Raw genomic sequence first — 18,382 nt, forward strand, 5'->3', positions numbered from 1 at the left:
TAAACGTGGATTGCTTTGCTCACGTCTCTAGTGAATTATAATCGCATCCACAGGTACTGCAAATTACGGTTTAGAAAGGTCGATTTTTTTGCGCTAGACCTCATCCGAACTTGAAAAGGATCCCAAACCCTCCCCTGGGGTAATTCCAGTCGATCTCACCGGTGGCTTCGCATAACACTCTGCATGTGCCGCATTCCAAGCAACCGTCTGTAACAACTTTAACCTGCCCTGCGTCGTCAAAACTGTAGCAGTTCGCTGGACAGATCTTAGTCAAGGCACGCAGACTAGCGCTTGGAGAGAGGTGCCTGCGCACTCTTATGTGCGGCCGGCCGGCATCGACGAGATAGCGGTTCCAGTAGAGCTTTTCCTCAATGGGCTCGAAGCTGCTTTCGCTCATTTCGACTCTCCTTCAGCGCCAGGCACGGGCGATGCGGACGGCGTCGCTTACAAGGCCCCAACGGGACCGCGCCTTGATGAAGGCGTCGATCGCTGCCTTTTCTTTTTCAATTTTTGTCGAACCTTCAACTCGAACAAAGCTCTGCGCTGCCTGCGATAGCAGCTTTGGATAGGTTGAAAACAAACTTTGGCTATTGGTATGCAAGAGGGCGGGCACATCTTTGTGCTTGATTAGATCTTTTATAACAAAGGACTTGTCCAACATACTCTTATACAGGGAAAGATTATCCTTAGTCATAAGCCTCCCTTGGTTCTTTATTGTACAAATTGCCTCCCCCGCGATTTGGCCAGACGTCATGGCCAGGTTTGAGCCCTCCCTATGGACTGCATTGTTCAGCTGTGCCGCATCGCCTACAACAACCCAGCCTTCACCATGCAACTCGGGGATTGCTCTGAAGCCTCCCTCCGGAATGAGATGGGCGGCATATTCCTTTACTTCTGAACCTGCAAGCAGCGGCTTGATGGAGGGATGGCACTTGAAGCCGTTGAGAACGGTGTGGGGACTTTCCATACTTTCAGCCAACCCGGAGACGAGGCAACCGATCCCCAGGGAGATTGAATCTCGATTCGTATAAAGGAAGCCTAGGCCGGCCATGCCCCGCGAGATTGTTCCAAGTGCTTCGATGACGCAGCCCTGGTCTCCCGTCAGCCCGAAGCGCTCCGCGATCACGTGCTCCGGCAAGAAGTGCATTTCCTTGACCGCAAGAGCCACGTTTTGCGACTTCGGCATGTCGCGCAAACCCATCCGCGTTCCAAGCACCCCATTCACGCCTTCAGCGAGAACCACGACATCCGCAAGAATTGGCCGCCCCGCCCTATCAGTGTGGACGCCGATGACGTTGCCACTGCAATCACGAGCAAGTTTCGTTGCTGTTGTCTCACATAGGATTGTTCCGCCGGCCTCACGCACTTTGCCCGCGAACCACTTGTCGAACTGAACGCGGACGATGGTGTAGCGGTTTGCTCTTTGCTCATTGAAGTCATGTGACCGATAGTGCATCCCACTGTGCGAGGTGTCGTCCATAATCCACAGTCGCTGCTCGACCAGATGTCGTTCAAGAGGCGCGTCATCGCGAAAATTCGGAACGATCCCCTCTAGCATGTTGGCGTACAATATGGCCCCTTGGACGTTCTTGGAACCCGGATACTCTCCTCGCTCCAACTGCAGCACCTTCAAACCCCGGCTAGCCATTGTGTAAGCAGCCGCGTTACCGGACATGCCGGCTCCTACGACGATGGCATCAAAACGCTCCCTACTCATAGGCCTTCACCCTCAGTTCACAAAGTTGACGCTCTCGCAAGGGCATTAGCCTAGAGAACGCCTTTGTCAGTGCCGGCAAAAGCCGATGTGCATCAGCCACCACCCCAACATGGGCGAAATCAAAGATCGGCGCGTGCGGATCATTGTTAATCGCGATGATCAAATCGGCGCCCTCGGCGCCGACACGGTGCTGGACCGCGCCCGATATTCCGGCGGCTATGTACAGTTTCGGTCGGATCGTCACACCCGTTTGGCCAATCTGCCTAAACGAGGACGCCCAACCCTTTTGGACCAATGGACGTGTACAACCCATCTCCCCACCGATTGTTCTTGCGAGGGCGCCCACATGCTTCAGGTTGATTGCCGCGCCGATCCCCAGTCCACATCCAACCACGACGTCAGCTTTGGCGAGATCCGGACGGTCGGATCGATTATCGGCAAGGAAACCGATGACTTTGGTAGCAATCTCCTCCTCGACCATTGTAAGCTCATGCCGAATAATACGCCCGACTGGCTTGGTTTGTCGCTCAGGCATTGACATCACCCGAGGACGCACGGTTGCCATTTGTGGGCGAGAGCTGAGCGTGTAGATCGTACACAATAGCGAACCGCCGAAGGTCGGGCGCGTCGCGGCGAGAGATCCGTCGGAATCGATGTTCAGTTCAGTGCAATCGGCAGTGAGGCCCGTTTTCAAGCTTGTTGCCACGGAACCTGCGAGGTCGCGGCCGAGCGTGGTTGCACCGAGAAGTAGAATTTCGGGTTTATGTATGGTGACGAGGTCTGTCAGCGCCTTGGTATAGGGCTCGTTTCTATAATTGGTCAGCAATTGGGACTCAACAAGGTAGACAAGATCGGCGCCATAGGCGAAGGCCTCTTCAAGGGCAGGGCCGCCGCCTCCGCCTTTCGGCGGACCCATGACGACACCGGCGAGTTGAGCACCTAGCTTGTCAGCGAGCTTGCGGCCCTCGCCGAGCAATTCGATGGAGACGGGATTGACCTGACTTTCCTCCAGTTCAATGTAAACCCAGACATGCCGATGATCCTGGAACTGTGTTGGCAACTTCATCATCATTCCACCACGGCCGGTAGCGGGAGACAGTGTGCCCTTATCTTGAGTGACCACAATTGGCCCTTTCTGCTCACGCACCTGGTTTGGACAATGGCCCATCTGCCAACTTCGGTTGATGGCTGGATATCCAGGCCACAAGCTCGTCAGCGACATGCCGCACGGTTTTGTTAGCAGTCCCGAGTTGCACGGATTTCTGCGCCCTCGGCGCAGGAGCAAATACCCGCTTCACGACAGTCGGCGATCCTTTCAAGCCGAATTTATCCACGTCCCTAACGCCTAGATCTGCTACACCCCACGTCAGGATTGAAGAACGTGCGGCACGCAAGGATTCATCGATAGAGCCGCGGCGAATAGTGTTGAGGCCGTCCAACATGGTGATGAGGCACGGCATTTTGCTCTCGATAAACTGTGTCCCGCCCTCCAAACACCTCTCGACGTCAATTGAGCGCCGCAAATGATCGATGCGGGTGACCCTTTTGATATAGGTCAGTTGCTGGATATTCAGGCACTTGGCGATTCCCGGTCCGACTTGGGCGGTATCGCCGTCGATGGTTTGTTTGCCCGTAAAGATAATATCGGGAGGACCGAAACGTTCACCGATCTTCGCGATAGCGCAAGATAGAGCAAATGACGTTGCTAGCGTGTCGGAACCTGCGAAACGGCGATCCGTTACGAGTACCGCGCGGTCTGCCCCGTATGTAAGCGCTTTGCGCAGCGCTTGCGCTGCCATCGGCGGGCCCATGGTGACAACGGTTACCTTTCCACGACTGGGGTCACGCAACCAGCGCGCCTCCTCAAGCGCAAAGAGGTCGCGCAACCTGAGCGCCTCCTCAAGTGCAAAGAGGTCGTAGGGGTTGATTATGGTGGGCACGCCTTGGCGCATGATTGTGTTCGTCACCGGGTGGACACGGATCTGGGTAGAGTCCGGCACCTGCTTGATACAAACTACGATGTGCATGATAGGCTTCTCCAAGCTCCGTCACGGCGTGTCATCTAGCCACAACTTCTAGATATAAATCGTCCCACAAGCGAACGTTGTACAGGTATCCATATGGGCTCCACTGCTCTCAGTTTATACGGATGGCATTCGTTGTCGGATTGCGCACGGCGCGTGCGTCGCGACGTCCCCGTCTGATGTCACATCGAAGAGCACGGGCGCCCTCAGCCTAGGATCATGACCCCGTGTCATCGAAAAGGCGTTGCGAAACGACACCAACTTAAGACGAGACCTGCCGTTTGCCGTGACGATCGCTTTGCACGCAGCGACCGGTGCAACGAATATGAAATACCCCGCAGACAGGGATTATTTATCAGGTTCACTCAGCAATAGGTCAGCCCTTACATGGACCTGGCAATTCTTGGGACAGACGCGGGCGCAGGCTCCGCAGCCGATACAGCGACCGGGATAGTCAACCGCCATAATTACGCGAGTGAGTTCTCCGTCGAAATCTTCCTCCGCTCCGCGGCAGACGCCAAGTATCTGATCTGCGTCATTAATCCCGTAAAGGTGCATGACCTCACGCGAGCAGACCTTAAAGCAACGCCCGCAGCCGATGCACGTCCCAGGATCGACGAAGTTTAGGTATTCCGGAATCCAACTGCAGCCGTCGCGGGTGAAGCCTGAACCGTTCATTTCGATTACTCCAAAGCAATGTATTCTCCTCGAGCAATGTCCCAAACAGCAAAGCTGGAACATATCTGGACTGCAACTCGACCCGATGTGGTCCGCGTGGCTGAGAGGTTTTTTGCGGAATCATTCAGAGATTCCCTTGCTCGCATCAGCCGCACGAGACAGTGGACGTCTTGACCGCAGTTTCCTCATTGGCACGAGGTATAACTGTTCGAACTTCAAAGCTCGCCATCGTCAGCCTTTGTCGTCCAAGCTCGCTTTCTTTCCCGTTGCACCTGCCTGCGCTTTGGCCCTACGGAGCCATGGTGGAGGGCCTGCTTTCAACCTACTCTGAACACGAGCCAGCAACGCCCCTATTCCTTCAGGCCGCGGCAGCTTGATCGGGTGGATATTCGCCGAAATAACTCTCGCCGCCGAAGGTCCGCCAATACCAATACAAAAGAAAAGCTGGCACGTGGACAGAACCGCGATTTTTGCGGCCAGGCGCTCGTGATGCGGTGTTCGTTGACCGGTCAACTCATCAGACAGATTTTCGAATACAACAGCTCCTATGAAACTGAGCAGAATCTGGCGTCACATCGTAGATCGCAAATCGTTCGGCGGATCCGAAATGGCCATTCAGCCTTTTCATGTCTTGAGTGGCGATCGCAAGCCGCAAGGTACCTGCAGGCCGCTCCGCCCCTATTTCCCGCAGTCGTTTGTCGACAAGCGAGAGACGACGAATGGAGCTCATCTTACACTTCCATATTCAGGGGCGAATCAGTTCTCCCAGGGTTTGGCTGGTGTTGGCTCGCCTGAATGATATTGGCAGCCTCGTAGATCAGGTCGCGCGTTCCCTGATAGAGGATCGTGAGTTTGTGTTGGTTGCCCAAGCGGTCGAAGACGGGAAAGCCGACGCGCATCAGCGGAATGTTGAGCCGATCTGCTGCTTGTCGGCCGTGCGAATGAGTAACGAGAAGGTCGGCCCCAGCAGCAAGGTGTTCAAGATTCCAAAGATCGCCGATATGTATGGTTTCGAGCGAAACTGATTGAAGTGCTTTGGACATCCCAGTCGTGGAGACAGCTACGGTTACTTCCGCCCCCATCCCGGTGAAGAAGTCAATAAACTGGACCAACTGATCCGGATCGGAGCCAATTGCTATTCTTTTGCCGGTTAGGTGAAAGTGCCCGTCGAGCATCGCGTCCTGCAATTGCATGCGGCGACGCCGAATGCTCAGCGGTGCTTCTTCTGACGAAATCTCGGCGAGTAGACTGATGAATCGATCGGCGTTCTTTAGGCCCGTGAGGGATCCGTGCAGCACGTAAGGGACGCCTGTTATTCGCTTCAACGCTTCAGCCGGTCGCCTCATTTGTTCCCCGATGGCGATGCACCGGATGGCCGAACCGAGGTGGCGAATTTCGTCAACTTTCGTACCGCCATACGTTGTCGCAACCCATTGCTCCGGTATGATGCCGCCGAGCGAATCCGACAGATCAGGCAAAATTATCGGGTTTAACCCGAAATGCTCTATTGTCTCGCGCAAATGCTCGAGATCAGCAACCGTTAGGTTCGACCCTGGCAAGACTGCAATTTTTGTGGCATCGCGTGGGTGTTCGCCGGGCAGCGTAATCTCCTCGATAAGAGCGGTAACCGCCGTGGACCAGCCCTCCTCCATTGCTCCAGCGAAATCCGGCGAACTGGCGAGCACCACCTCGGTGCCACTTAGCTCCGCGGCCCGCTCGCCCTTCATTTTCAAGAGTTCACCGGCGATGTCGTCATCTCGAGTCTCAACCAGGGCGGAGGTGCATATCCCGATAAGTTGCGGTTTGACGCGTGGCTTTAAAGTGAGGATTGCTTCTTCAAGACGTTTCGCGCCGCCGAGAACCGTTACGATTTCGTCCATCGCTGTAGTGCGCAGAGGGATCGTCTCGCTGAAATGTCTTCCGAGTAGCACGAGCCCAAAGCTTGCACACCCTTGGCTGCCGTGGATCAAGGGGATCGCACGATCGATGCCAAGAAACGCCAAGGCAGCCCCCAGCGGCTGAGACGATTTCAGTGGGTTGATTGCCGCAGCTTTTGTTTGGGAAAAGATATTGACCATTTGGGGATCTCAACCGCCCTCAATGCCCGAACTGAAGGGGGATTTGGTCAGGTTCGCGCTCGCCATGCTCCCTGATGTTTGCATCCCGATGCTGCTCCCATGGTGCCGGTTCGCGTAGTTCTGTCCAAATGGGGTTGTGGATTGCCAGGTAGGTCTGACGCACTAGCTGCAACATTCCCTCATAGCCCGCATAAGCGTGACGCCGCTCCTGGTTAATGTCGAGCCACGGCACCTTTGCCTCAAGAGCGATGAATTGCGTACGACCGCCCGACAGCATGATGTCCGCTTTGCCTCCTGTGAGCGTCGAGTAGAGTCTGCTCGGGGCAATCGAGTCATGCAGATGGCACTCCTCTTTCAGAACCTGCTTGATACGACCTCTATCGTCATCGGTAGATTTTTTGACCGATGTCGCCACGATCTCCATGCCGATCTCCAACAGCGCATGGACCAACGACCAAGATTTCACCCCGCCGGTGTTGAGCAGGACGCGCTTGCCCTTGAGCCCAGCCCGGTATATTTCCAGCCGTTTCCATGCTCTGTTTTCTTCTACCGAGATAAGCGCTTCCGCGCGATCGAGAAGTTCGGCGTCGGCGCCGTTCTCGACTAACAGGCCAGCGATCCGCCGGAGTGCGTTCGACGTGCCAGAGATGCCATAGAAGGAGCCTTCAAAAAAGGGAATATCCCAGCGCTCCTCCATTTTTTGAGCAAGATTGATGAGGGCGGACGAACAGACCACCATAGTCGCACGCGCGCGGTGAGCAGAGGCGACCTGCAAATAGCGGGCGTCGCCAGGAATGCAGGCGCGAACGCGGATGCCGAGTGTGTCCAAGAGCGGCTTCACGAGCCAGAATTCGCCGGAAATATTGAATTCGCCTAGGATATTGATGTCGTGAGGTCCGCAGTCCTCAGGCTCCACTGTGCCAATGACATGGTCAAACAACGCCTGGCCAGCGAGCCTATTGCCGAGCTTCTTCGCACCGAGAAAGCCAGGCGCGTTGACCGGCACCACCGGAATGGCGAATTCTTCCGTTGCGGAACGACATACCGCCACAATGTCGTCGCCGATCATTGCAGGGACGCAAGTTGCATAGACAAAGATCGCTGCCGGTGCGTGGTCTTTTTTGATCTCGCAGATGGCTTCGAAGAGCTTCCGCTCGCTGTGTCCCATCAATATTTCGAGTTCAGTTAAATCCGTCGTGAAGCTTGTCCGCCAAAGCCTAGAACCTGACGATGCTGCCCCACGATTGTCCCAAGAATTGCCCTCGCAGGCCAACGGCGCATGTACTAGATGGGCTACGTCGGAAATAGGCTGTAACACTACTTTGGCGCCGTCAAACGCGCAGCCCGCGGCGGCTCCTAGGTTGATCGGCCTTTTGGCACCATTGCCGCCGCTTATCTTGCGCAGGGGCTGGCTGAGGGAATCCTGAGGTGTCGAGTTGACTGAGAGCATTGGGTTGCCTTGAAATCGATGAACAGAGAGCCGGCCCCCAGACCGGCCGTTCCTCCTATCGGGTAAGGTCGTAAGAAAAGTCAGTCGCACCTAGCTTCATCGTCTCATGATCCAGCTTGTCGAAGATCTTGTCGAGGATAGCCGTTAGGACACGCAGACCTCCAACATATCCCATGAGAGGAAACCGGTGGTGGTGGTGCCGGTCGAAGATTGGAAACGTCAGTCGGATCAATGGAGTCTCGGCATCCCGCTCAAGGTATTTTCCATAGGAATTGCCGATCAGTAGATCAACCGGTTCGGTGAACAACAGGGATCTCATTGCCCACAGATCCTTGCCAGCCCAAACCTGCGCATCTTCGCCGAAGGGCGACGATGCGAGTAATTCCTTCATCTCGCTTTCCCACGCCAACGTGCCATTGGTGGCCAAACAGTGGGTGGGTTCGCCGCCAGTCTCCATAATGAAACGTGCGATGGCATAAACAAAGTCGGGGTCGCCATAGATGGCGTACTTCTTTCCGTGTAGCCACGACTGGCTGTCTGCCATGGCATCGATCAACCGGCCTCTCTCCAGCCGGATGGTTTCGGAAATGGTCTTTCCGGATATCTCGGATATCTTCATCAGAAATTCGTCAGTCCCTTGGACACCGAGAGGATAGTGGAAGGAAGCCGTCTCCTGTCCAACTTCTTTGCAATATTCAAGGGTCCTGCGAGTATTATAGTGCTGCAACGACACCGTCGTGCCGGAGTTGAGCGCCGCCTTCACATCATCGAGCTTTGTGCCTCCATCATACATGCGGAACTCACCATCGGATGGTGTATCGAATTGATCGGAGGCATCCGAAATAAATGCATAGGACACGTCCATCAAAGTGAGCAGTCGCTTTAGTTCGCGTATGTTGCCGACACAAAAGCCATCGAAACCTGGGATAATATTGATAGAATATGGGTTTTCGCTGCGCTCTTTCCCGGCCCAAAAATGCTCCAGTACACCTTTGACCATGCTGTCATAACCATCCACATGGCTTCCGACGAAGGCCGGCGTGTGTGCGTACGGCACGTCGAAATCCGCTGGTACGGATCCTTCGTTCCTGGCATTCTCGATGAAACCATGTAAATCGTCGCCAATCACCTCCGCCATACAGGAGGTCGAGACTGCGATCATCTTCGGGTCGTAGAGTTTGTAAGCGTTGGCAAGACCGTCGACCATATTTTTCAAGCCGCCGAATACAGCTGCATCTTCAGTCATTGACGAGGACACCAGCGAGGACGGTTCCTTGAAATGGCGCGACAGATGCGATCGATAGTAGGCGGCGCAGCCCTGACTTCCATGTACAAAAGACATTGTCCGCTCAAAGCCGGCGGCCGCGAAAACCGCGCCTAACGGCTGGCACGCCTTGGCGGGGTTAACGACGAGCGCTTCGCGAGCCAGATTTTTATCGCGATATTTCCACGTCTTGGTGAAGTCACGTTGATCCGAAGCGACTTGGTCCAGGTGAGGCGATTCGAAGTTTATCTTCTTCTCGCCCAACATCTTCCTGTATTCGGGTTCGCGGAACAGGGCAGCATGATCCAGGATTTTTTCGGCTGGTCGCGTCATGGCGTCACCTTTCTCAACGGCCGTACCGTTGCGCGGAGGCCTACCTATCCTCAAGCACTTCACGTTTTAGCAGTTTCTGGCTACGAACAGAGGGGGGACTATTCGGCTGCGACCGCTGAGGGTGCCGTAGCCTTTTTCCAAGGTGCCTCGTAGAGGCCCCATACCGGGTTGTTTATTGCGAGATCCATGTCGCGGGCGAAAATCGCAAAGCCATCATAGCCGTGATACGGGCCGGAATAATCCCACGAATGCATCTGACGGAACGGTATGCCCATCTTCTGTACCGTGTATTTTTCCTTGATACCCGAGCCGACCAGGTCAGGGCAGATCGCATCGATGAATTTCTCAAGTTCGTAACCATTGAGATCGTCGTAGATCAGAGTGCCCTTTTTGGTATAATGACTGGTTCGCTGATAATCATCACCGTGACCGAATTCGTAGCCTGTGCCGACGACCTGCATCCCGAGATCCTCATAGGCAGTAATGACGTGACGGGGGCGCAAGCCGCCGACGTAGAGCATCACCCTTTTGCCATTGAGGCGCGGACCGTACCTGTCCGTCACAGCATCGATGAAAGGTTGATGCTTGGCGATTACTTTTTCCGTCGTATCCTCGATCTGAGGCCCAAAGTGCTTGGCTATGGCGCGTAGCGAGGTCGCGATCTGAGTTGGACCAAAAAAATTGTACTCCATCCAAGGGACGTCGTACTTCTCTTCCATGTGCCGTGATATGTAATTCATCGAGCGGTAGCAGTGGATTAGGTTTAGCTTGGCTTTCGGTGCGCGCTCTATTTCAGCGAGCGTGGCATCTCCAGACCAGTTACCGATCACTCGCAGGCCGACCTCCTCGAGTAAAAGGCGCGATGCCCATGCGTCACCACCTATGTTGTAATCGCCTATGACGTTAACGTCGAAGGCACCGGGCGTAAAATCCGGGTTCTTCTTGTCGAAGATCCAATCTCGTATAGCATCGTTGGCGATGTGGTGGCCGAGAGACTGGGAAACACCACGAAAGCCCTCGCAACGCACCGGCACAATCGTTTTTTTGTATTCTGCTGCCTTCTTCCGAGATACAGCCTCGATGTCGTCGCCGATCAGGCCGATCGGGCATTCGGATTGTATTGTAACGCCGTTGTTCAGCGGAAACAGTTCTTCGATCTCATCGATAACCTTTTCCAGTTTTTTGTCGCCGCCAAAAACGATATCCTTCTCTTGAAAGTCCGAAGTAAATTGCATGGTGACAAAGGTATCGATTCCTGTTTGACCCATATAGTAGTTGCGGCGCTGCGACCACGAATACTGACCGCACCCAACCGGTCCATGCGAGATGTGGACCATGTCCTTGATCGGGCCCCAAACGACACCCTTTGAGCCTGCATAGGCGCAGCCGCGGATGGTCATCACTCCAGGAATTGATTTAACGTTCGACTTCACGTCGGATCGGGGCGTTGAGGAGTTGCCCAGGCTGCTCGCATCTTCACCCGTTGCCACATTGAGATGCTTGTTACGGCGTTTGGCCGTCCTATCGTGATGTCCAGACAGCACATCCTCTATCACCTTCGCGTGAAAGGCGCTGTCATTTTCGTAGTTCGCGCTCATTCGATCCTGCCTTGCTTCCAAGATGATAGTGGCGCCTCGCGAGCGAGCCGCCATCCGTTTCGACGCGCAGGGATCAACTGCGCAAACCTCGTCGGAAGGAGTCAGCGACTAGAAAGCGGCGCGTTCGCGTCCTTGGCCTGAAGTTCCGCGAGCATCTGCTCATCTGTCTTCATGATTCCGAAGTCGAGCAACATGTCCTCCAACTCTTCCATCGTGATCGGAGTCGGAATTGTCCCTTGGCCCGAGTTGGCGTGAATTTTCTCAGCCAACTTTCGGTACTCCCCAGCCTGTTGGGATTCTGGGGCATATTGGATCACCGTCATCTTTCTAAGCTCGGCGTGCTGCACGATGTTGTCGCGTGGCACAAAGTGAATGAGCTTTGAATTCAGCCTCGCAGCGAGTGCTTCGGCAAGATCCAGTTCACGGTCAGTCTGACGTTCATTACAAATCAGGCCACCTAGGCGCACGCTGCCGACCGTCGCATACTTAAGGATGCCTCTGGCGATATTGTTGGCAGCGTAGAGTGCCATCATCTCTCCGGACATCACGATGTAGATTTCTTGGGCCTTGTTTTCCCGAATTGGCATCGCAAAGCCGCCACACACCACATCGCCCAGTACGTCATAGGAGACATAGTCCACATCATCATATGCGCCGTTCTCCTCCAGAAAGTTGATAGACGTAATAACACCGCGGCCAGCGCAGCCGACGCCGGGTTCCGGACCACCGGACTCCACACATCGAATGCCTTTGTACCCCAGTTTGAGCACATCCTGGAGTTCCAAGTCTTCAACCGAACCTTTTGTTGCCGCAAGATGAAGAACAGTATCCTGCGCCTTCGCGTTCAGGATAAGGCGTGTTGAATCGGCCTTTGGGTCGCAGCCGACGATGAGGATCCTCTGCCCCAGTTCGACCATCGCCGCGAGCGTATTTTGGGAAGTGGTCGATTTACCGATCCCGCCTTTTCCGTAGAATGCGATTTGACGCAAACCTGCCATGCTTCTTGCCTTCCCTATGGAACGTCGCCCTGTCCCGTCAATAATTGCCGGCAGCTTCCGCCACCACATAGGGAGGCGCAAGAACCGTGCCAAGTCGCGACCTGAATCGAGGAAATGCGGATTTGACTTCAATTTCAAAGGCAAACATGGATTGAACTGACGTCGGACCAATTCGGAAAATGTCGTGGAGGCGACAAAAGTCGTGTGCATTGTCGCACACGCGCGACGACCATACGATATGCCGGCCGAGATCTTTGTGCATCGGCAGGATCATCGCCAACAGGTTCGGCCCGGCGAAGCCGCGGGGGCGTCACATGGAAGGGTGCTGGCGGCTGCGCAATCTTCTCGCACTCGCGGTAGGTGAACTTCTTCCGCACTGTCTGGATGACCTTCCACTGACGCGGGATAACCACAGGGGTCTCGGTAATATCCTCGCCGAGCTTCGACAGTTTGCCGCAGCGCGGCAACTCGTCGGGGTAGCGATAGAGCTGGCTCGGTTTGTCTGAACAGTTTCGGGCGTTTTGCTAAGTGGATTTCCGCCTCGGTTATGCCGCCACCGTCATTGGTTGTGTTCCGGCGTGCAAATTTGGCTCTGACTCAGTTTTGATGCAGTTGTGACGATGCTGCCTTGCTGGTTTCCACAAAGGAATCAGCCTGATGAGCACCAAGTTTCGCCCCTCTGATTTGGTACCGGCTGGTTTCATCGCCGAACGCATCACCCACATTGACGATGAGACCTGCATCTTGCTTTCCCGAGCCGGCGCTACTGCGTCATGTCCGGCATGCGGACGAATATCGCGAACAGTTAGAAGCCGCTATTGCCGCCAGGTCGCGGACCTCCCCCTTTCGGGAAAGCGTGTCCGACTTCTCGTCCGCACACGGAGGTTCACCTGTGGCGCGGTGCTCTGCGGCAGGCAAATATTCTCCGAGCGGTTCGGCGATGTGCTACCTCCCTATGCCAGACGAACCGGGCGTCTCGAGCATCTCGTCCACCATTTAGCGCTTGCACTTGGAGGACGCCCGGCGGCGCGTTTTGCCCAGCGGCTGATGCTTCCCGTAAGTAACGACACCTTGCTACGAGTTATCCGCAGGCAAGGGTTACCGCCATCGATCCCACCCTCGGTGATCGGCATCGATGACTGGGCCTGGCGGCGCAATCATCGCTATGGCACGATCGTGTGTGACCTGGAGCGTCGGCGGCCAATCCGGCTGCTACCGGACCGTGAGCCAGCGACGGCAGAGGCCTGGTTGCGGGGAAATCCCCAAATTCAGATTATTGCTCGTGACCGCGGCGGCGCTTACGGGCTGGCGGCAGCAAAGGCGTTGCCCGATGCAGTGCAGATCGCTGATCGATGGCATCTGATGGAAAATGCCAGCCGTGCATTCCTGGACACCGTCCGCAAATCGATGCGGCAAATTCGCAAGACACTCGGTGCAACGCGCATCAATCCCAAGCGGCTGACCGCGGCCGAGCGCCTGCAATACGAAGGCTATCTCAGGCGCGAACAGACCAATGCGGCGATCATGGCGCTCGCAGGGGACGGTGTCACGATCAAGGAAATCGTGCGCCGTACTGATCATAGCCGCGGCTTGGTCCGCCAAGTGCTCAGGGGACAACGCAATGACGTCTTTCGGTCGAGAGAAAACTCGTTGGAGACCTATCTCGAATGGCTAGACGCTCAATGGGCTGCTGGCAAGCGGAACGCTACTGAGCTATGGCGGCGGTTGAGAACACAGGGCTTTCGTGGTTCGCGTCGGGTCGTGAGTGAATGGGCAACACGACGGAAGCGGGCCGACAAGGCAGATGCGGAAACGTTGAACCGCATTCCCTCTGCCCGAACGATCGCCCGCCTTTTGACAACTAGCAGAGACAATCTGACGAAATCCGAGACCGTCACCATCGCTGCAATAGAAGGCGGTATTCCCTTGCTGGTTAAAGCTCGCGACATCATCGCCGACTTCCATCGCATGATCCGGCGCAAGGCGGAAAACGAGCTCGCGCCGTGGATCGACCGCGCTCGCGAAAGTCTGGTTACCTCCTTTGGCAATGGCGTTGCGAAAGACATAAAGGCAGTCCGAGCAGCGATCGTCTCACCGTGGTCCAACGGACAAACTGAGGGGCAGATTACCAAGCTCAAGCTGGTGAAGCGCCAGATGTACTGGTCGCGGAAAGCTTGATCTGCTTCAAGCCCGCCTGATCGGCGCGACATGAGAAAACCGCGTCAAATATGCGTCAGAGCCAATATTCCACGCCGAAACACACAAACGGCTGAAGTCCGCTTTTTTTCCTGAAGCGGACGTCACGTTCGTGATCGGTTGGCCATGCGCCAAACTGCCCACCCCAATCCTTGTCCAGCAAGCCCGCCGCCAAGTACCGGTACGAGCAGGAAAGAGATGAACAATCCGGTAAGCCCTACCATCGCGGCAAGCCCCTTTACGAAATCGCTGGAGGTGCAAACGTCGCCCCAATAGCATCCGCCGAATGCCATCATCGCTAAATCTATGAGCAGCAGTTTTACCATGAGCCACGTCTGGTCGGCTCTGAAACGGTCTTTTGCGAGTTGCCAGTAGGTGAGCGGAGCGCTGAAAAGGATGATCGGGACCGCTGCGAGTGCATAGGTTTTGAAGTCACCTATATCCATTTTGATCTCCGAAAGCTTCTTGTGAGCCTATCGAGAGCATCTGATTAAATTGAAAAAGAATTGGTCTGCTTTTGGCGCTTTGTTGCTGTTGATGTTGCAACGGTAGTTTTCGGAACGGCCTACCGCGCTTGGTCAATGTGGCAGGAAGACACCGCTTACGAACCAGGTGCTCCACACAGAATTACAAGTGGTTCTTTCGATTCAGGATTTCGGCGAAAACTTTTCGTAACCGACTCCGCTACTTATGGGTAATTGCAAGCTTCCCCGTATGGTTACGGACCATTCAGTTCCCCTCGATATCTACTAGCGCTGTATATTCCGAAGAGAATCTCACCCTAGGCTAACCGAATGCACGGCGAACGCATCTTCAGTCTCTATGAACGTAGAAACCCACAGCCCCATTCGAGAGTCAGTACTTTCATAGTTCCACCCGTTTGCGGCTATTGGGTTAGGCGACGACGCAGCAACGCGATCGACACGAAAAAGGGCAGCACAATGTAAAGGCAAAGAGCTCCAAGATGCAGCGTGATATCTGGAACGGGATGACCAAGCATTGCCGGACGAATGAGGTCGATCGAATGTGCAAGTGGCAGGAGGTGCGTTATTCGCTGAAGCATGGGTGAGAGCTGTTCAACTGGGAAGACGGATCCCGACAGGACCAACATCGGGGTAATGACAAGCGACTGATAAAAAACCAGATAGTCGTAACTGGGGGCCAGTGCCGCCACAACCATCGATAAGCTCGCGAAGGCAAGGCCCGTCAGCGCTATGACTGGAAAAACATAGATCAGGGAGTCCCATTCCGAATAAGCTAGCGTGGCTGTCACAATACCAATCGCCGTGCCTGCTAAAGACGCCTTCGTTGCCGCCCACGCCATTTCCCCCAGTACGATATCTCCAAGCGTAAGTTTGGTGTATAGCATTGCCTCCCAAGTGCGGTGATCTCGCATCCGAGCAAACGTAGCGTAAATCGTTTCAAAAGTAGATGCGGTCATCGCGCTCGTTGCGACCATCCCGGCCGCCAGAAATGCAGAATAGGAAACGCCGCCGACATTGCCCAACATCACGCCGAGTCCTGACCCTAATCCAAAAATGTAAATCATGGGATCGGCAAGATTACCCAGAAGTGATGCTGGAGCTACTTTCTTCCATGCCAGAAAGTTTCGCCGCCAGACCGCGACCCAATTCAGCAATCCCGACGGAAGTGCCTCTGTAGAAACTCTACTCATCGCTACTTCTCCATCTCGCGTCCTGTCAGCCGCAAAAAAACGTCTTCCAGATTGGCCGGCCGTTCAAGCAGGCGCAGACTGGGAAATTCCCGCAGCTTGGCGCGGACCTGGTCGGAATTAACTGTGTAACAGAACAGCGTCTCTCCACTAGTCTCGATCCTGTCGACATGTGGTCTGACTATCAAACTGAGTTCGTCAGGATTGCCCCCGTAAACCTCAATAACCGGGCAACCGATTATATCTTCAATCAGGGAGAGAGGCGGGCCTTCGGCGATCATGCGCCCACCTTCGAGCACGCACAACCGGTCACACATCCGCTCGGCTTCGTCCATCATATGCGTTGTCAAAAGGATGGTCTTGCCGCGAATAAGTAGGGAGCGCAGCCGCTCCCATATCTGGTGGCGGGCGGGCGGATCGAGGCCAGTGGTTGGCTCGTCCAGTATCAACAGTTGCGGATCATTTACGAGTGCTCGCGCCAACGTCAATCGGCGCTTCATGCCGCCCGACAAGTCTGATACGCGCACGTCGGCTTTGGCCTCAAGCTGTGCAAATTCCAAAAGCGATGGGATGAGCTTTTCGATCGCGCGGGTACTCATTTGGAAGTAACGACCAAAGACCAATAGATTCTCGCGAACGGTGAACTCCATGTCCAAATTGTCGAACTGCGACACTACCCCGATGCTCGCTCGCGCTAAACGAGCCTTCCCTGGCACCGGCAGCCCAAGTACAGATATCTTTCCCGCGCTCGGTGTCGCCATCCCAAGCAACATACGCGTAATCGTGCTTTTGCCTGCACCGTTTGGTCCTAGCAACCCGAAGCACTCTCCAGCTTTCACGCCGAACGACAAGGAATCGACGACAGTTTTGTCACGGTAGATCATAGTAACGGCCTGAAGATCGATCGCCATGGTAGGCGCAGAGTTGGACGCCGGTTCAAGACGGCCCGTCTTGATTTCGCGCTCAGGATTGGATCGAGCGGAGGCAGAGTTTTGATCCATTGCTATAGTCTTCGGTCTCAACATTTCACGTTCCATGTTCTCGCCCATACCTACCTCCGAAAGCGCCACGAAGTACCGCCCCCAAAAGGGGATTCTGAGGCCACGATCTCAGCTTCATTCGAAGCGGCGTTACTTTCGGCAATCGCCGGTCCGTCGGTCGTCGAACCGCGAGACAGCCAGTCGCTGTTGGAGAGCGTGAGCAGGGCAAAGCCCTTCAAAGGGATCAACATGAACAGGTTTATTAGCGTGTGAAGCGAGAATGCCAGAAATCGGATTTGGCGCGCGCGGTAGGCGGCGACTGAACATCGCACCATCGTCATCGACGCGATGATGATGATCGTCCATCCTGGCACCGTTGCTGTTAAGATGAATTGGGTTATGCCGGTGGCTGAAGACACTGCCAAAAGCAATGGTCCGATGTTCTGGTGAATGGCATCCAATGTCAAAAAGCGGTTGTGGCTAGGCAGAAGAGGCAAAGCGAGTAAGGTGTCACGGAAGGTGCTGCGTGCCCAACGTAGTTGCTGACGTAGGTAGGACCCCATGCGGTCTGGTACGACAGTTTTCGCTATTGCCTCGGGAACGTATTCCGTTCTGAATCCTGCACTTAGCATTAGGATCGTTAAATGGCGATCCTCGCCAAAGTCACTTGGTTTGCCGCGATAAAGTTGCGTTTGATACTGATCAAGAAGCAAGAGAAGTGCGGACCGGCGGTACATAGCGCACGGGCCGCAGCAACACATAACCGCGCCAAACCGAGCCTGGGCGGCGCGTTCGTCGTTACAGGCTAACCAGTATTCCATGTCAATCAAGCGCGTCAGCAAATTTTTGTCGCGATTGCTCGCTTTCAATTGGCCCATGGCGGCGCCAACGTCAGAGCCGCGCATTTTTTCGACGAGCAGAGTCACGACGTCTGAGGCGATGGAAGTGTCCGAATCCACATTTAAGATCAGGTCTCCACATGACCGTTCTATTGCAGCGATCTGTGCTTTGCGCTTTCCGACATTCTTCGACAGCAGCAGGAATTCGAACCTCGGATCCGACGTGTAGAAGTCGTGAACAGGCAAGATTGCCTCACGATTGCAGGAGCCGTCATCAACCATATATATTCGAAGTTTGCCGCCATAGTCCTGCCCCGCCAACGAGGAGAGGCAGGCCGAAAGAATGGCCGGATCTTCGTTGAAGCATGGGACAATGATGTCTACGCTGGGCAAAGCGGCAGGATCAATGTCCTTTGAGCGCGGCTGTGAGCCGCTGGCTTTGCGCGCATAGAAAGCCTGCATACTTTTATAGATTGCCGATAACAGCGCATGAAGCGTGACGGCTGCGATACCGATTGTTTCAAGCAAGGTCATAGTATCTCGTGTGTTGATCAA

14 protein-coding genes and 3 pseudogenes are annotated in these 18,382 nt (G+C 54.9%); 1 reads left to right on the plus strand and 16 read right to left on the minus strand.

Translation table 11 applies throughout. From position 1 onward, the window contains the following. Positions 1-100: 100 nt before the first annotated feature. The 12 genes and pseudogenes from LZK81_RS28970 to LZK81_RS29025 all read right to left on the minus strand — a co-directional run. Complete coding sequence (locus LZK81_RS28970) at positions 101-397, minus strand: ferredoxin family protein (RefSeq protein WP_041365320.1); 297 nt, start codon at positions 395-397, stop codon at positions 101-103. A gap of 12 nt (positions 398-409) precedes the next feature. Continuing rightward, a complete protein-coding gene (locus LZK81_RS28975) occupies positions 410-1,717 on the minus strand; it encodes an FAD-binding protein (protein ID WP_233957868.1) in 1,308 nt (435 codons plus the stop codon). After that, positions 1,710-2,789 (minus strand): electron transfer flavoprotein subunit alpha/FixB family protein, encoded by a 1,080-nt coding sequence (locus tag LZK81_RS28980; protein WP_418936533.1) that lies wholly within the window; start codon positions 2,787-2,789, stop codon positions 1,710-1,712. The genes LZK81_RS28975 and LZK81_RS28980 overlap by 8 nt, the downstream gene beginning before the upstream one ends. A gap of 67 nt (positions 2,790-2,856) precedes the next feature. Further along, positions 2,857-3,744 (minus strand): electron transfer flavoprotein subunit beta/FixA family protein, encoded by an 888-nt coding sequence (locus tag LZK81_RS28985; protein ID WP_041365315.1) that lies wholly within the window; start codon positions 3,742-3,744, stop codon positions 2,857-2,859. A gap of 345 nt (positions 3,745-4,089) precedes the next feature. Continuing rightward, positions 4,090-4,419: a ferredoxin III, nif-specific gene (gene fdxB / locus LZK81_RS28990; protein ID WP_080725100.1), complete on the minus strand. Its 330-nt coding sequence runs from the start codon at positions 4,417-4,419 to the stop codon at positions 4,090-4,092. 231 nt (positions 4,420-4,650) lie between these two features. Beyond that, a pseudogene (nifX, locus tag LZK81_RS28995) lies at positions 4,651-5,149 on the minus strand (nitrogen fixation protein NifX). 1 nt (position 5,150) lies between these two features. Continuing rightward, positions 5,151-6,497: a nitrogenase iron-molybdenum cofactor biosynthesis protein NifN gene (gene nifN, locus LZK81_RS29000; protein WP_041365309.1), complete on the minus strand. Its 1,347-nt coding sequence runs from the start codon at positions 6,495-6,497 to the stop codon at positions 5,151-5,153. Between the two features lie 19 nt (positions 6,498-6,516). Continuing rightward, on the minus strand, positions 6,517-7,947 hold the full coding sequence (gene nifE, locus LZK81_RS29005) for a nitrogenase iron-molybdenum cofactor biosynthesis protein NifE (protein WP_046602079.1): 1,431 nt from the start codon (positions 7,945-7,947) through the stop codon (positions 6,517-6,519). Between the two features lie 55 nt (positions 7,948-8,002). Continuing rightward, positions 8,003-9,544, minus strand: coding sequence for a nitrogenase molybdenum-iron protein subunit beta (gene nifK / locus LZK81_RS29010; RefSeq protein WP_046602080.1), 1,542 nt, complete (start codon positions 9,542-9,544; stop codon positions 8,003-8,005). Positions 9,545-9,642: 98 nt separating this feature from the next. Beyond that, positions 9,643-11,142, minus strand: a complete 1,500-nt coding sequence (gene nifD, locus LZK81_RS29015; RefSeq protein WP_233957869.1) for a nitrogenase molybdenum-iron protein alpha chain — start codon at positions 11,140-11,142, stop codon at positions 9,643-9,645. Positions 11,143-11,243: 101 nt separating this feature from the next. Continuing rightward, complete coding sequence (gene nifH / locus LZK81_RS29020) at positions 11,244-12,140, minus strand: nitrogenase iron protein (protein WP_041365305.1); 897 nt, start codon at positions 12,138-12,140, stop codon at positions 11,244-11,246. Positions 12,141-12,378: 238 nt separating this feature from the next. Beyond that, positions 12,379-12,616, minus strand: a pseudogene (locus LZK81_RS29025) (IS66 family transposase zinc-finger binding domain-containing protein); the annotation flags it as partial. 181 nt (positions 12,617-12,797) lie between these two features. Here LZK81_RS29025 and LZK81_RS29030 point away from each other — a divergent pair. Beyond that, positions 12,798-14,352: pseudogene (locus LZK81_RS29030) on the plus strand (ISL3 family transposase). Between the two features lie 88 nt (positions 14,353-14,440). Here the strand turns inward: LZK81_RS29030 and LZK81_RS29035 are convergent. The 4 genes from LZK81_RS29035 to nodC all read right to left on the minus strand — a co-directional run bounded on the left by LZK81_RS29035 (position 14,441) and on the right by nodC (position 18,361). Beyond that, the gene (locus tag LZK81_RS29035; RefSeq protein WP_041365334.1) at positions 14,441-14,782 is read right to left on the minus strand and encodes a hypothetical protein; all 342 of its coding nucleotides are present in this window, start codon (positions 14,780-14,782) and stop codon (positions 14,441-14,443) included. Between the two features lie 440 nt (positions 14,783-15,222). Further along, positions 15,223-16,011, minus strand: a complete 789-nt coding sequence (locus LZK81_RS29040) for an ABC transporter permease (RefSeq protein ID WP_233957870.1) — start codon at positions 16,009-16,011, stop codon at positions 15,223-15,225. Positions 16,012-16,013: 2 nt separating this feature from the next. Then, positions 16,014-17,009 carry a nodulation factor ABC transporter ATP-binding protein NodI gene (gene nodI / locus LZK81_RS29045; RefSeq protein ID WP_080952687.1) on the minus strand — a complete coding sequence of 332 codons (996 nt, stop codon included), beginning with the start codon at positions 17,007-17,009 and terminating at the stop codon, positions 16,014-16,016. Positions 17,010-17,059: 50 nt separating this feature from the next. Next, positions 17,060-18,361, minus strand: coding sequence for a chitooligosaccharide synthase NodC (gene nodC / locus LZK81_RS29050; protein WP_233957871.1), 1,302 nt, complete (start codon positions 18,359-18,361; stop codon positions 17,060-17,062). Positions 18,362-18,382: the final 21 nt, after the last annotated feature.

The sequence above is a fragment of the Neorhizobium galegae genome (assembly GCF_021391675.1).
GTDB lineage: Bacteria > Pseudomonadota > Alphaproteobacteria > Rhizobiales > Rhizobiaceae > Neorhizobium > Neorhizobium galegae_B.

Coding starts and splice junctions, on each gene's coding strand:
- LZK81_RS28970 (WP_041365320.1), bottom strand. CDS start 397: ATGAGCGAAAGCAGCTTCGAGCCCATTGAGGAAAAGCTCTACTGGAAC.
- LZK81_RS28975 (WP_233957868.1), bottom strand. CDS start 1,717: ATGAGTAGGGAGCGTTTTGATGCCATCGTCGTAGGAGCCGGCATGTCC.
- LZK81_RS28980 (WP_418936533.1), bottom strand. CDS start 2,789: ATGATGATGAAGTTGCCAACACAGTTCCAGGATCATCGGCATGTCTGG.
- LZK81_RS28985 (WP_041365315.1), bottom strand. CDS start 3,744: ATGCACATCGTAGTTTGTATCAAGCAGGTGCCGGACTCTACCCAGATC.
- fdxB (WP_080725100.1), bottom strand. CDS start 4,419: ATGAACGGTTCAGGCTTCACCCGCGACGGCTGCAGTTGGATTCCGGAA.
- nifN (WP_041365309.1), bottom strand. CDS start 6,497: ATGGTCAATATCTTTTCCCAAACAAAAGCTGCGGCAATCAACCCACTG.
- nifE (WP_046602079.1), bottom strand. CDS start 7,947: ATGCTCTCAGTCAACTCGACACCTCAGGATTCCCTCAGCCAGCCCCTG.
- nifK (WP_046602080.1), bottom strand. CDS start 9,544: ATGACGCGACCAGCCGAAAAAATCCTGGATCATGCTGCCCTGTTCCGC.
- nifD (WP_233957869.1), bottom strand. CDS start 11,142: ATGAGCGCGAACTACGAAAATGACAGCGCCTTTCACGCGAAGGTGATA.
- nifH (WP_041365305.1), bottom strand. CDS start 12,140: ATGGCAGGTTTGCGTCAAATCGCATTCTACGGAAAAGGCGGGATCGGT.
- LZK81_RS29035 (WP_041365334.1), bottom strand. CDS start 14,782: ATGGATATAGGTGACTTCAAAACCTATGCACTCGCAGCGGTCCCGATC.
- LZK81_RS29040 (WP_233957870.1), bottom strand. CDS start 16,011: ATGAGTAGAGTTTCTACAGAGGCACTTCCGTCGGGATTGCTGAATTGG.
- nodI (WP_080952687.1), bottom strand. CDS start 17,009: ATGGATCAAAACTCTGCCTCCGCTCGATCCAATCCTGAGCGCGAAATC.
- nodC (WP_233957871.1), bottom strand. CDS start 18,361: ATGACCTTGCTTGAAACAATCGGTATCGCAGCCGTCACGCTTCATGCG.